The sequence below is a fragment of the Acinetobacter sp. YH01024 genome (assembly GCF_013420195.1).
GTDB classification, from domain to species: Bacteria; Pseudomonadota; Gammaproteobacteria; order Pseudomonadales; family Moraxellaceae; genus Acinetobacter; species Acinetobacter amyesii.
The window spans coordinates 1-13307 of the sequence record NZ_VOYQ01000033.1; the positions used below are offsets into that span (position 1 = coordinate 1).

General features: G+C 36.8%; 14 protein-coding genes and 1 pseudogene. 12 read left to right on the top strand and 3 right to left on the bottom strand.

The window, feature by feature from the left end; genetic code table 11:
• Window positions 1-226: 226 nt before the first annotated feature.
• A pseudogene (locus FTT88_RS12490) lies at window positions 227-1391 on the bottom strand (IS3 family transposase).
• A gap of 155 nt (window positions 1392-1546) precedes the next feature.
• Between FTT88_RS12490 and FTT88_RS12495 the strand changes: the two are divergent.
• From FTT88_RS12495 to FTT88_RS12520, 7 genes are all read left to right on the top strand, one after another.
• Complete coding sequence (locus FTT88_RS12495) at window positions 1547-2527, top strand: PoNe immunity protein domain-containing protein (RefSeq protein WP_180005256.1); 981 nt, start codon at window positions 1547-1549, stop codon at window positions 2525-2527.
• A 38-nt stretch (window positions 2528-2565) separates the two neighbouring features.
• Complete coding sequence (locus tag FTT88_RS12500) at window positions 2566-3549, top strand: PoNe immunity protein domain-containing protein (protein ID WP_180005255.1); 984 nt, start codon at window positions 2566-2568, stop codon at window positions 3547-3549.
• A gap of 47 nt (window positions 3550-3596) precedes the next feature.
• Window positions 3597-4865, top strand: a complete 1269-nt coding sequence (locus FTT88_RS12505) for a type VI immunity family protein (protein WP_180005254.1) — start codon at window positions 3597-3599, stop codon at window positions 4863-4865.
• 4 nt (window positions 4866-4869) lie between these two features.
• Window positions 4870-5112: a transposase family protein gene (locus tag FTT88_RS17535; protein WP_218952797.1), complete on the top strand. Its 243-nt coding sequence runs from the start codon at window positions 4870-4872 to the stop codon at window positions 5110-5112.
• A gap of 28 nt (window positions 5113-5140) precedes the next feature.
• A complete protein-coding gene (locus FTT88_RS17140; RefSeq protein ID WP_257245643.1) occupies window positions 5141-5368 on the top strand; it encodes a transposase in 228 nt (75 codons plus the stop codon).
• Between the two features lie 153 nt (window positions 5369-5521).
• Window positions 5522-5773 carry a hypothetical protein gene (locus tag FTT88_RS12515; RefSeq protein WP_180005253.1) on the top strand — a complete coding sequence of 84 codons (252 nt, stop codon included), beginning with the start codon at window positions 5522-5524 and terminating at the stop codon, window positions 5771-5773.
• 19 nt (window positions 5774-5792) lie between these two features.
• On the top strand, window positions 5793-5975 hold the full coding sequence (locus tag FTT88_RS12520) for a hypothetical protein (protein ID WP_180005252.1): 183 nt from the start codon (window positions 5793-5795) through the stop codon (window positions 5973-5975).
• Between the two features lie 82 nt (window positions 5976-6057).
• Here the strand turns inward: FTT88_RS12520 and FTT88_RS12525 are convergent, their stop codons facing one another.
• Window positions 6058-6837, bottom strand: coding sequence for a ferredoxin--NADP reductase (locus FTT88_RS12525; RefSeq protein WP_078189109.1), 780 nt, complete (start codon window positions 6835-6837; stop codon window positions 6058-6060).
• A gap of 106 nt (window positions 6838-6943) precedes the next feature.
• Here FTT88_RS12525 and tsaA point away from each other — a divergent pair, with 106 nt between their 5' ends.
• A complete protein-coding gene (gene tsaA / locus FTT88_RS12530) occupies window positions 6944-7657 on the top strand; it encodes a tRNA (N6-threonylcarbamoyladenosine(37)-N6)-methyltransferase TrmO (protein WP_180005251.1) in 714 nt (237 codons plus the stop codon).
• Window positions 7658-7696: 39 nt separating this feature from the next.
• On the opposite strand, the gene FTT88_RS12535 is transcribed toward tsaA, so the two are convergent.
• A complete protein-coding gene (locus tag FTT88_RS12535; protein ID WP_168379329.1) occupies window positions 7697-8710 on the bottom strand; it encodes a hypothetical protein in 1014 nt (337 codons plus the stop codon).
• Between the two features lie 210 nt (window positions 8711-8920).
• On the opposite strand from FTT88_RS12535, the gene FTT88_RS12540 reads away from it, so the two are divergent.
• From FTT88_RS12540 to FTT88_RS12555, 4 genes are all read left to right on the top strand, one after another.
• Window positions 8921-10678 (top strand): GspE/PulE family protein, encoded by a 1758-nt coding sequence (locus FTT88_RS12540; protein ID WP_168379330.1) that lies wholly within the window; start codon window positions 8921-8923, stop codon window positions 10676-10678.
• Window positions 10679-10783: 105 nt separating this feature from the next.
• Window positions 10784-11146, top strand: a complete 363-nt coding sequence (locus tag FTT88_RS12545; protein WP_168379331.1) for a NirD/YgiW/YdeI family stress tolerance protein — start codon at window positions 10784-10786, stop codon at window positions 11144-11146.
• A gap of 132 nt (window positions 11147-11278) precedes the next feature.
• Window positions 11279-11947: a response regulator transcription factor gene (locus tag FTT88_RS12550; RefSeq protein WP_078189105.1), complete on the top strand. Its 669-nt coding sequence runs from the start codon at window positions 11279-11281 to the stop codon at window positions 11945-11947.
• A gap of 4 nt (window positions 11948-11951) precedes the next feature.
• Window positions 11952-13271, top strand: a complete 1320-nt coding sequence (locus FTT88_RS12555; RefSeq protein WP_168379332.1) for a HAMP domain-containing sensor histidine kinase — start codon at window positions 11952-11954, stop codon at window positions 13269-13271.
• The last annotated feature ends 36 nt before the right edge of the window (window positions 13272-13307 follow it).

Consider the following 13307-nt stretch of genomic DNA (forward strand, 5'->3'; position numbering starts at 1 on the left):
CCAGATTTAAATCCAATAGAAAATATGTGGTCACGAGTCAAGGCGATTCGAACTAAGTTTAGAGTTAAAGATATTGATAAATTATTTAAAGATTACTGTAATGATTTATTTGGTATTTAGCTATATATCTTTAAATTATCGATAAGTTTCTTTTTAATAATTAGGCTATCTAGATTCAAGAGTTTGATGTGTGCTGAAATCACAGGACACTTCCACTTGGGAGATTCTAGGCAGCCAACTCGTAAAAGTCCTCTGTCATTTGATTTGGTGTCTTAAAACTCAGTCCTTTCTGGATTCTCTTCTGATTATAAAATAGCTCTATGTATTTTGTAATATCTGCTTTGGCTTCTCCCCTTGTTTTGTAGTTGCGATGGTGAACCAACTCGTTTTTGAGTATTCCTCAAAAGCTCTCAATCGGGGCATTATCGTAACAGTCTCCTTTTTTGCTCATTGAGCCTTGAAATCCATATTTTTCAAGCATGTTTCGATATTCATGACTGCAATATTGGCTTCCTCTGTCTGAGTGCACAATTAGCCCATGTGATGGTTTGTGATTGCGAATTGCCATACTCAGCACATTGCAAACTAGTTGCGCTGTCATTCGCTCACTTAAGCTATAACCAACGACCTGTCTAGTACAAAGGTCTTTTAAAGCAGCTAAGTACAACCAACCTTCAGCTGTCCATATTTATGTAATATCACTTGACCATGCAAGATTAGGTTTGGTCATTAAAAACTCTTGTTTGAGTAAATTGTCATAGATCGCTCGATTATGATCACTGTTCGTCGTTCTTTTAAAACACCTATGGCGCTTACAATACAGCTGATTTAGCCTTTTTATACAACGGACTGCATACTCGCTAATTGGGATGCCTTGTGACTGTAAATACCTCGTTAAGCGAATATGACCATAACTTTCTTTAGTTTCTTGATGAGCTATTTTGACTAAGATCGTCTGCTGATTTCTTTGAACAACTCTTTTGCTCATGCCTCGTTTTAACCAGTCATAAAAATTTGAAATTGAAACTTTGAGCAGTCTAGCCATCATCGTTGTTGGATAGGTGTTTTTGTTCTCTTTCATGTAATCGTACCTTACTGATGGTCCTTGGCAAAGTACGCTGCTGCTTTTTTTAGAAATTCTCTTTCCATTTCCGCAGTTTTGAGTTGCTGTTTGAGTTTCTTATTTTCTTCGAGTAGAGCAACGAGATCAGGCGAATATTGTTGTGTGCCTATAATGTTCCAGCTTTTGCTTTGTTGTACCAATTTGAAAGGGTCTGCATTGAAATACCAAGCTGTCGAGCAGTTTCAGAGACATTTCCTTTATTTGATTCAATAGCTTTAATTGCTTCAGCTTTGAATTCCACTGTATAAATCTTTTGTTTTTTGCTCATGGTAAACTCCTAATGAGTATGTGTAGTTTACCAAGTTAAAGTCTCCGTTTTTATCAGCACTCATCAAAAGAACATTCTACTCATAAAGCTACAAGGGTTTGGACTGATAAAGACATTAGTATCGTTGTTAATAATAAATAATTGGAAATTTATTTATGTTGGAATTTAAGTTTAATCGTAGACAACAATTTTTAGATGAAAGTTACTATAAGTCTACGAGGAGTGAACTTGTCAGTGCTATAGAAAGTTTTCTAAGTGAATCAAATAATGATGAAGATATCGAAGCAGGATGGGTCGACTCTTATTCGATAGCATCTAGGTATCAGTTTGATTTGTTTATTTTGGATTATACTGCTGGTAAACCAATTGAATATTTACGTTTAGAATTCGATAAAGTAATTGAATTATTCAAGGTACTTTCTATAAAACAAAGAGCCTATTATAAAGATAATAATTTTAGTATTTTTGACATCGAAATTTTAGATGACTATTGTGTATATGTATGGATTATCAGCCTTTGTTATTTATTAAAAAGAACTGACTTACTACCATTGGTAGCTAACTTTGTTGATGGAGAGGATCAAGAAAATGGAGGAAAAGATTGGATTGTAGAGGAATTTTTGGCTTTTAATGACGATAACCGTTTTGATTGTTCAGATGTCCTTTTTTCAAATCCTTATTTTGAGTTATCCAATGCATTTGTGACCCAAGATAATAAAGTTTCATTCAAGCATTTAAACAAATTTTTAAAAAAATGGTATAAAGATTTATCTGGAGCTTCATGGCATGATACCCATAAATCAGAGGGTGGATATTATGGATATTGGGCTTTTGAAGCAGCTTGTGCTGTTATTCTATTAGAAATAGAAAATGATAAAGAATTTCATGAATACCTCTATTATCCTAAAGACTTAATAGAGTTCTATCGTACATTTAAACCTAGTAGTGCTGAAATTGACCTCCTAACTAAATATCAAAAAGTATCAATTCAAGCAGGTAAAAAATGTCCTCAATCAGGTTATTGGTTCAGTGTAGCCAAGGAAAACACTCGTAAATACTTTAAACAAGGGGAAATATTCCCTGATTTTGAAAGTGATTGGGGGGATGTATATTGGCAGTTTGACGGTGAAGAATAAGTGAAAATATGCCCTTCGGGGCAGTTTTTGGGCATAAAATGGATTTAGTTAATATAAAAAGACAACAATTTCTTACACCTCAAATGTATGAAACATTAAAGGCGGAAACTCTGAACACTATTGAAACTTTTAAAGTAAATCCTACAGGTGTTGGTGATTCAATAGAAGAAAGATGGGTATACTCTTATGCTATCGTAGCAGAGGACTATTTAAATCTGCTTATATTGGAATATACAGCTGGCAATAGTTTACCTTTTATTAGAAGCCAAATTGAAATAGTTATTGACTATTATGAGCAATATGGAAGTAAATTAAGAAGTTATCATAAAAATATAAACTTACCAGTTTTTGAATTATTTACTATTGATGGCTATTGTCCATGTATTTGGTTAATCAGTTTGTGTTATTTACTCCACCGAAAGGATTTGCTACCTAGAGTTGCGAAATTAATTGACGGAGAAATGAGAGAAAATGTTGCTCAAGATTGGCTAATTGAAGAGTATTTATCTTTTTCAGATGAAAATAGATATGATTGTTCAACAGTATTAGTACCAAAACCTTACTTATTATTATGTGAAGCCTTTTCAAATCAAGATAATGAAATTTCTTTAGCTTTTGTCCGTAAGTTTTTAAAGAATTGGTACAAAGATTTATCAGGTGCGCCTTGGCATGATACTCATAAATCAGAAGGTGGCTATTATGGATACTGGGCTTTTGAAGCAGCGTGCGCTGTTATTCTGTTAGAGATAGAGAATGATACTGTCTTACATGAATACTTATATTACCCTAAAGATTTGGTTGAATTTTATCACAAATTCAAGCTCAAAACTTCAGTAATAAATTTTCTTGAAAATCATAATAAATTTTCAATTAAAGCTGGGGAAAAATGTCCTCAACAGGGTTATTGGTTTACAGTTGCTAAAGTGAACTCACGTCAATACTTTAACTTGGGAGATGTTTTTCCTGATTTTGAAAGTGATTGGGGTGATGTGTACTGGCAGTTTTATGCCTTCGGGGCTTGATAATATTGGATCTCTAAAAAAAGAAGTATTAATTAAAAGAATATTTTATGAGCACAGCACAAGTTTATTTAAATGATGAGGAAATAGAAGAACTCATTCGTGATATTCCATTTGATACTTCCATTTTGTATGGAGAGGAAAATAAAGAGTTCGGAGTTTGCCCTTATATTACATTTTATATTGATCAAAAAAAAACAAATGCGCAAGAATTTTTGATAAAAGTAATTGATATTTATGAGAAATTTGAATTCGAAATAATTGATAAGCCATTTCATTTAAGATTTCGATGTGATATAGAAGTTTGGAAAAAGGCAATTTCATGGATTAGAAGTCGTGAAGAAATATCAGCTGAAATGGCAAAAATTTATAAAAAATATTTCATTTACTATTTAGGTGCAACATCTGCACAATCTCAAGATCAAAGTCCACGTTGGGCTTTAAGTGCAAAGATTAGAGACTCTAGTGAGCGCTATTCTAGTCTAAAATTAACTTTTGGTGATCAATGGTATAGATCCAATAAAGATATTTGGTACTCATTTGTTCAAAAATGTCTAGAAATGCTTAACCCAATTCAAGCATATAGTGGATATGAAATTGGAAACACAAGTCAATTTGCATTTGTTTCTCCTGAATTTGAAACAGTTGAACGGACTTTCACGGATTATTTTTACGGGCTCGATATTGATCATCCTGGTATGGAGTTTTCTCATGAAAATATGTTTATTGCAGAAGATCGGGATGGTTTAGGTGGCGGTATTCGTACCCCAACATGGTGCTTTTTACTTTCTCCCTACTGGCTAGAGAAACTAGGCTTGAGTGAAGAACAAATTCGTGAAAAACTGGATGATCCACGAATTGAAATTACTAAAATTATAGACCCAGAAGATTCAACAAAATACAGCTTATGGATACGTTTGGGAGAGCTTTCACTTTATCCAGTTGAAGAAGGTGTTCCTGATTTATTGGTGATGGCAAATGAACTAATTAAACCGATACGTTGTGATAACTTAAAACTGACCACTTTAGATGCATGGTCAGATGATCCAAATCCACGTTTTGATGCGGTCAGTTCAAAGCAATGGATTGCACGATTTGATGAAGACAGCACTTGGCCTGAATTAAAACGAGTGAAAGTTGAAGTTCAAGAACCAGAAAGAATAGATATTGTTATTGCCGGTAGCCCATGTCCTCACGCAGGATATTGGTATACTTTTGCTAAAGAAAACTCACGTCAATATTTTAAACAAGGTGATATATTCCCTGATTTTGAAAGTGATTGGGGTGATGTGTACTGGCAGTTTGATGGTGAAGAATAAATGGATGTCCTTAGACGCTTGTTCATTTAAGCATGCCACAGAAATTCCAATCCAAAGGTCTAAAAAACAGAAGAAAAGCTATAGTGGCAAGAAAAAGAAATACACCTTTAAAGTACAAGCCATCATTCATTATAAAACTCAGAGAATTCTGAGTTTATGCGCTGATCGAGGTTCAGTACATGATTTTGAGCTCTTTAAACGCAACTTTAATCAGATTCCTATAGGGGGCTTTTATCCTCGCAGATAAGGGTTATCAGAGAATTTATGTTGTATATGTGAATAGTCTGTTGCTATCAAAAGCTAAACGTCACTGTAAGTTAGATCCTGAACTTAAAATTTATAACCAAGAGATCAATAAAAGAAGAATTGGGATTGAGCACATATTTGGTTGCCTTAAAACCTTTAAAATTTTGGCTGAGCGTTATCGAAATAGAGATAAAAGACTGGGATTACGATTCAATTTAATTGCTGGGGTTTACAATATGGAGTTGGATAAAAAATGATTTATGCAAGAGGTCTAATATATTTTTAAATTCACATAATATTTATTTCTTTACAAATAAAAACATTTTGATAGAATTTAAATTAAGTATAAGTAATGTAAGTAATTTCTAAAAATAAACTGGATATTTTAGAGATTTTTAGCAGAGGGTGTAGTGAAAATAATTAAATTTTTAGTCGTAGGTGCTGTGTTGTTAATTACTGGGTGTAGCTCGAAAGTTGTGACCTATGATGCAACTGGTCAGGTGATTGGATCATGTAAAGCAACACGTGGTTTACTTTCGACTGCCAGTGCCCATTGTGGTGGCTCAGGCAATGCGATTGGTGTGAATTACAATACAGTGGATGCCAAGACTGGACTATTACCAGTACCACCAAGTCAAAATCAGATTATTTTAGCACCGTAAATAATAGAGGGGAAATATTGTGAAATTATCAGCACTTATTGCATTAGTAGCAACGGTTGTACTGACGGGTTGTGCATCGACGGTTACTACATTTGACTCACATGGTCGTATGATCGGTTCATGTAAGGCGGAAAGAGGTTTTATTATTGGGGGGGGCGCAGGTTGTTCTGGTTCTGCAAACCAAGAAGGCCGTGGACGTTAATTTTTTCGTGATGATAGCAATAAAAAACCGAGCTAAATAGCTCGGTTTTTTGATCCAATATTATTGGAAATAATAAGAAATCTTATTTTTCAACGAATGCACGTTCGATCACGTAGTCGCCTAGAACGCCCATCTTAGGAGATTCTTTCAAACCGTGCTGGTCAAGTAGTGCAGCAACGTCGTCTAGGAATGCAGGTGAACCACAAAGCATTGCGCGGTCAGTTTCAGGGTTGAAACGAGGAAGCCCAATTTTTTCGAAAAGTTGTCCAGATTCAATGGCAGTTGTTACACGGCCTTGAGTATGGAATTCTTCACGAGTTACCGTAGGGTAGTAAACCAATTTTTCTTTCGCGCCTAATTCACCAAAGAATTCGTGGTTAGGAATTTCATCTAAGATTAAATCTTGATAAGCCAATTCCGAAATGAAACGTGTACCATGTACAACGATGATTTTTTCAAAACGTTCGTAAGTTTCAGGGTCACGAATTACAGAAAGGAACGGTGCAAGACCTGTACCTGAAGAAAGTAGGTATAAGTTTTTACCAGGGTTTAAGTCATCTAGAACCAACGTACCTGTAGGTTTTTTAGACACTAAAATTTCATCGCCAACTTTTACTTTTTGTAAAATAGACGTTAAAGGACCATCTGGAACTTTAATAGAGAAAAACTCTAATTCTTCTTCATAGTTTGCGCTTGCAATAGAATAAGCGCGCATTAAAGGCTTACCATTTACTTCAAGGCCGATCATCACAAATTGACCGTTTTTAAAACGTAACGCAGTATCGCGAGTGGTTTTAAAAGAGAATAAAGTGTCATTCCAATGGTGGACGTGAGTAATCTTTTCGACGTTAAAAGCAGCCATTAAAGGTCTCAATAAAATTATCAAATTAGAACAGCTTACTATTCTAATCTAAAATCATTCTCGATAAACTGAATATATTTAATTGAACTTATCAGAAAAAGTGATTATGTCTGAGCTTAAAATGCCAATTATCGGGTATATGAAATCTCCCTACCGAGAAAAATTTGGTATTCCACGTCAGCCGAATTTGGTGCAAGTCGAATCTTATATTGAAATGGTGGAACCTTATAACGATTTATTGGCTTTCGAAGGGATTGATGATTTTAGTCATCTTTGGCTGATTTGGCAGTTTCATGAAAATAAAAATGCAGATTCGACAAAATTTCGTCCGCAAGTTCGTCCTCCGCGTTTAGGTGGTAATCAAAAAATCGGGGTATTTGCGACACGAAGTATGTACCGACCGTCACCTATGGGCTTGTCGGTTGTGCAGCTCAAAGGGGTGAAAAAAGTCGGAAAATCGGTACGTGTCTATGTTGTCGGTAGTGATTTGTTGGATGGAACACCAATTTTAGATATCAAACCCTATATTCAATATTCAGATGCAGTTATGGATGCGCAAAGCGGTTATGCGCAGGATGAGCCAGAAAGAAAATCTGTGATTTGGTCAGAGCACGCTGAGCAACAAAAACAGGTATTTTTGAATAATGGCAATTTAACCGAACAATTAACAGCAGAACTGGAACAAGTATTGAGTTTAGATCCACGTCCTGCTTATCAGCATGATGTTGAACGTATATATGGCATGTTGTTTGGCGGTTGTAATGTGCGTTTTTGCGTAGACACTAATAAAATAGTCGTACACGAAATTCTAAGTAGTTAAAAAGATCAGGTTTTAAACCTGATCTTTTTTGAAATCGAATTACTTTAATTTAGAGTATTTATCAATTTCAGTACTAGCGATATTGTTAAATAGCGAGCATTCATTTTTGATTGCTTCTACATAGTTAGTTTCAACTTTTGCTTCCAGGCTATCCTTTCCATAATTTTGAATCGCCTCATCTAAGTCAGCTTGATAGTCTTTAATATCATTAGCCAATGTGTAAGTGGTCCCTGATTTATAGTATGAGCCATAACGATAATTTTGATTAAACTGCACATAAGCATCAAAATCATAATTTACAGGTTGATTTTTCGAAATATAAACTGGATAAGAAGCTATGTTTTGGATGGTATAACCGTCATCTAAATATTCAGTAGGATCAAAACCATTAATGTTGTCACCAAGGAGTTCAACATAATTTTTTGAACTTGATGATGTTTTCAGTCTTAAGCAAGTTGAACCTTGAGGAAAAGTTTTTCCTTTTAATTTTGAATAATAGAAACTAGGGAATGTGCCCAACTTCGTTGCTAACGTAGTATCTGCACCTGAAAGATAATTAAATGTGTCTACGTAATAGCCAATTTCTTTACCTGTTAAATTTACCACTTCGAAATTTTGAGTCAGTTTCAGACCATTGAAGTTTTGACTAGATGCTGGTGTGAAAATCCATTGGCTATCATTTTTAGAAATTAAATTGGCAAATTTATAACCATATTCGGTTTTGTTCAGCACTGGTGTATAAAGGCCTTCGTCTGTTAAATAATCAGAAATTATCCATTTCAAGTCATAATTTTCATTGTTATTGCTTAAATAATCAACATTGAAATAAATAGTATTATTTTGAATATTGAAATGTGTTTTTTCGAATAAATTGTCGCTTCCATCCCAATATGATGATGAGTAGATTGACCATTTATTATTTTCGGAACTAGTTTCAGCTCCATTTCCTGATCCAGTTTCAGATGAAGTAGAACTATTGTCTGAAGAGCCGCCGCCGCAAGCGCTTAGAATTAAGGAACTAAAAATGGCTAGGCTTAAAATTTTAAATTTCATGTTACCCTCTTTAATAAATTATGAATTACGTCACTATTATTTGTGACTGTTGCATATAGTATAGAAAAATATAAAAAAGGGAATGTTAAAAATTAACTAATTAAAATTAATGATTTAAGTTAAATTTTTCTTAATAATTTAAGTAAAAAATATTGCGTTTTAATCAGCTGGTTTTGTTATAGTGAACCTATGTTTGGGGAACATAGAACAATGACTTTTAATTTTGAAATTGACACTTCTTGGTGTTTAGACCAATTACAAAAAGATGGACGTATTACTGAACGGGACAAAATACTGATTCAAACCACGCACCGTCAGCGTGAGCAGTTGAAATGGCATCCTCTACAATGGATTGCCAATTTTAATTTAGTCGATCAGAGTCATCCGCAGTCTACCTTAACATTGAATAGACTTTGCCAATGGTTGGCAGAAAAGTCTGGAGTACCGTTTTATATTATCGATCCTCTAAAAGCTGATGTGCCTGCTTTGACAGCCATTATGTCTCAGGAATTTGCAGTACGAAATCGCATTTTAGCGGTTGAATTACAAAATGAGCATGTGCTGATTGCAACGGATCAACCTTATAAAAATGAATGGATTGCCAATTTAGAGAGAACGGTATTACCACGCAAGATTCAGCGTGTATTACTCAGTCCAGACCAACTACAGCGTTACTTGGTTGAATATTACCAAGTGAGTCGTGCGGTCAGTAATTCGCAAAAATCATCGAGTTATGACCGTGAAAATAAAGGCGTTGAAGCACTATTACAATTAGGTGATACACAAAATCCAGATGCCAATGATCAGCATATTGTGAAGCTTGTGGATTGGGTCTTACAGTTTGCCTTCGAACAAGGTGCAAGTGATATTCACCTCGAGCCGCGTAAAGATACAGGAAAGGTGCGTTTTCGTATCGATGGCGTATTGCATACCATCTACAACATGCCCGCAAATACCCTGACAGCCGTGGTCTCGCGAATTAAGATCTTAGGTCGGATGAATGTGGCTGAAAAACGTAAACCGCAAGATGGACGTTTAAAAACCCGTACACCCAAAGGCCAAGAAACAGAGCTACGTTTATCGACGCTGCCAACAGCCTTTGGTGAAAAGTTAGTCATGCGTATTTTTGACCCTGAAGTCTTGGTACGTAGCTTCCAACAGCTCGGTTTTGAAGGGCGTCTGTTGGATGATTGGAAGGCCTTAACCAGTCATAGTCACGGTATTATTTTAGTGACCGGTCCGACGGGTTCAGGTAAAACCACCACGCTTTATTCATCACTTAAACAATTGGCAACTGAAGAAGTGAATGTCTGTACCATTGAAGACCCGATTGAGATGTTAGAGCCAAGCTTTAACCAAATGCAGGTGAATACAGGGATTAATCTAGGCTTTGCTGATGGTGTACGGGCTTTAATGCGTCAAGACCCCGACATTATCATGGTCGGGGAGATACGAGATCATGATACGGCAAATATGGCGATCCAAGCTGCATTAACAGGTCATTTGGTGCTTTCAACTTTACATACCAATGATGCACCATCGAGTTTGACGCGATTACATGACCTAGGTATTCAGCCTTTTTTAACCGCAGCGACCATATTAGGGGTTTTGGCACAACGTCTAGTTCGTCAACTCTGTCCACATTGTAAGCGTGAGACTTTTATCAATGAACAAGAGTGGAAACATCTGACCTTTGAATATGCGATTCAAATGCCTGATTTCGTCTACGAAGCGGTGGGCTGTGATGAATGCCGTCAAACGGGTTATAAAGGCCGTGTGGGAATTTATGAATTTATGCCACTCAGTATTGAAACCAAGCAATTGATTGGTGCTAATGCAGATCTAACCCAACTACGTACACAGGCTCGTAAAGAGCATGTCGAGCCATTACGAATTGCCGGTGCGCGTAAAGTACTTGCAGGGGTAACCACTTTAGAAGAAGTCCTGCGTGTCGTGCCGCTCAACTAATGGTTCGATCAAAGTAAATAAAAACGTCTTTGCAGCTTAAGATTCGACTCATCTTGCTTTGTTTAAATAGCGCTATCGAAATAGACAAAGTAAGAGAGACCGAAGATGAAAACATTCACTCAATTGGTATGTGGTTTAGCATTTGCAGGTGTGGCATCGGTTGCAGTCGCGAATACAGCCGTTAATCAAACAGCAGTTGCACCGATGAAAACCACATCTGTGAAACATGCCTTAGGCTTAAAAGATGATAGTAAAGTTCAATTGAAAGGTTATGTTGTGAAATCGATGGGCGATGAAAAATATCAGTTCCGCGATAGCACAGGCAGCATTACAGTGGATATTGATGATGAACTTTGGCAAGGCAAAGCGATTTCAGCTAAAACACCGGTAACGCTCATTGGAGAAATCGACATTGATTACAAACCAACAAAACGTGTTGAAGTGGATGTCGATCAAGTAAAATTTTAATTTAGCCTGTCATTCAATACAGTGCTGCTCCATAAAAAAACCACGGCTTGCTGTGGTTTTTTTATGATATGAGTAGATATGAGCAAAAGTTCGATACACTGAAGTCGGAACCATAGAAATAGGGTAGGTAAGATGCGAATTTTATTGGCAGAAGATGATGCATCCCAAGCCGACAGTATAAAAACATGGCTTGAAATGGATGGCTACAGTGTCGATTGGGTTGATCGCGGCGATCACGCTATTTTGGCTTTAGAACAACATCAATATGATTGCATACTTTTAGATCGTGGCTTACCAAAAGTAACTGGTGATGAAATTTTAAAACGTATCGTACAGTTGCATCCGCTTACACCAGTTTTATTCATTACTGCTCGTGACAGTATTGCAGATCGTGTAGAAGGTTTAGATCTGGGAGCCCATGATTATTTGGTGAAACCCTTTAGCTTAGAAGAGTTGTCAGCAAGGGTACGTGCCCAATTACGCTTGCATCATCAACAGCGTGATAATTCTCTGACTTTCGGGGATTTAAGTTTAGATGTACAAGCCAAAACGCTGCGTAAAAATGCGGAATTGATTACGCTGACATCGCGTGAATATCAAATTTTGCATAAGATGATGTTGAATCCTGAGCATATTATGACACGTAGCCAACTCGAAGAATCACTCTATGCTTGGGGCGATGAAGTTGAAAGTAATGCGATCGAAGTTTTTATTTACCAATTGCGTAAGAAGATTGGCAGTGATTACATTAAAACCTTAAGGGGTTTGGGTTATCGCATGAATCTTCCGCAAAAAAGTTAAGTCTATGAGTGATAAAAATAGCATTTCCTTACAGTCACAACTGATTAAAACCTCACTGCTCAGTGCAATTTGGGCGGGAGCAATCTCTCTGTGTCTGATGTTGGGATTTGGTCTTTTTCACATCATGAGTGTACACGATGCCCTGATGGACGAAGTGGCAGATATGCTTACTGCTACTGATCTCACGCTGAAGCAGGATGAACAAATAGATGAACTCAGTGAAGAGTTTGATATGCAATATCAACTCATACAAGGGTCGCAAGTCTTAACCACATCGGAACAACATACAGCATTTGAACATCAGCCCAATTTAAAACAGGGGCTACATTATCAATGGAGAGACGGAGCGCTTTGGCGTAGCTATGCACTTCAGGACGATGGATTAACCGTACAAATCGTTCAACCGATGAAAACACGGCTCAGAGAAACGCTGCAGAGTGTATTAGGCTATGCAGGGATTCTGTTGATTGTCTGGTTGATCCAATGGTTATTACTGCATATTTTGATTAAACGTCAATTGAAAGTTTTACAGCTATTTTCAAAACAAATCGCTGAAAAAAATGTAGATGACTTACAAGCCATTGTCTTACCTGAACCTGTATTACAGGAACTAGAGCCGATCCAAACACAGCTGAATTTTTTATTAAACCGATTAGATCAAGCCTTAGAGGCGGAACAGCGTTTTACCTCCGATGCCTCACATGAATTACGCTCACCATTGTCTGCGATTCAAATGCGACTTCAGGTATTAAAACGGAAATATCCTGACATTCAGCAGGATTTATTGAGCATACAGCACGATGTTAATCGAGGAACACGGGTTTTAGAAAATCTACTGATTTTGGCGCGGCTCGATCCGACGCAATCGGAGCAATTAGATAAAAAACAGGACGACTTAGAACAGCTGAGTTTACAAGTCATTGATGCTTTACAGCCGTTTATTGAAGAAAAGCACATCGAATTGAAGCTACAGACCCAGTCTGTACAGTTTGCTATGAACGCAGAATTGATGTTTAGCTGTCTGCGGAACTTAGTCGATAACGCCATCCGTTATAGTCCTGAGCAAGGACAGGTCAAGATTGATTTAACGGTAACAGCACAGCAGGCGATTTGGACGATCGAGAATCAAGGTGCAGGACTGACAGCCGCAGAATTGCAACGCATTGGCGAACGGTTTTACCGCGTATTAGGAACAAAGACACAAGGTTCAGGTTTAGGCATTTCAATTGCACAAAAAATTGTACAGTTACATCAAGGTCATTTAAGTGTGGATGCCTCTGAACTGGGCGGCTTAAAGGTACAACTCACTTTTCCAATCCGCTAAAAACACGATTTGCTCTAAGGAATTTAGCGAAAGAGT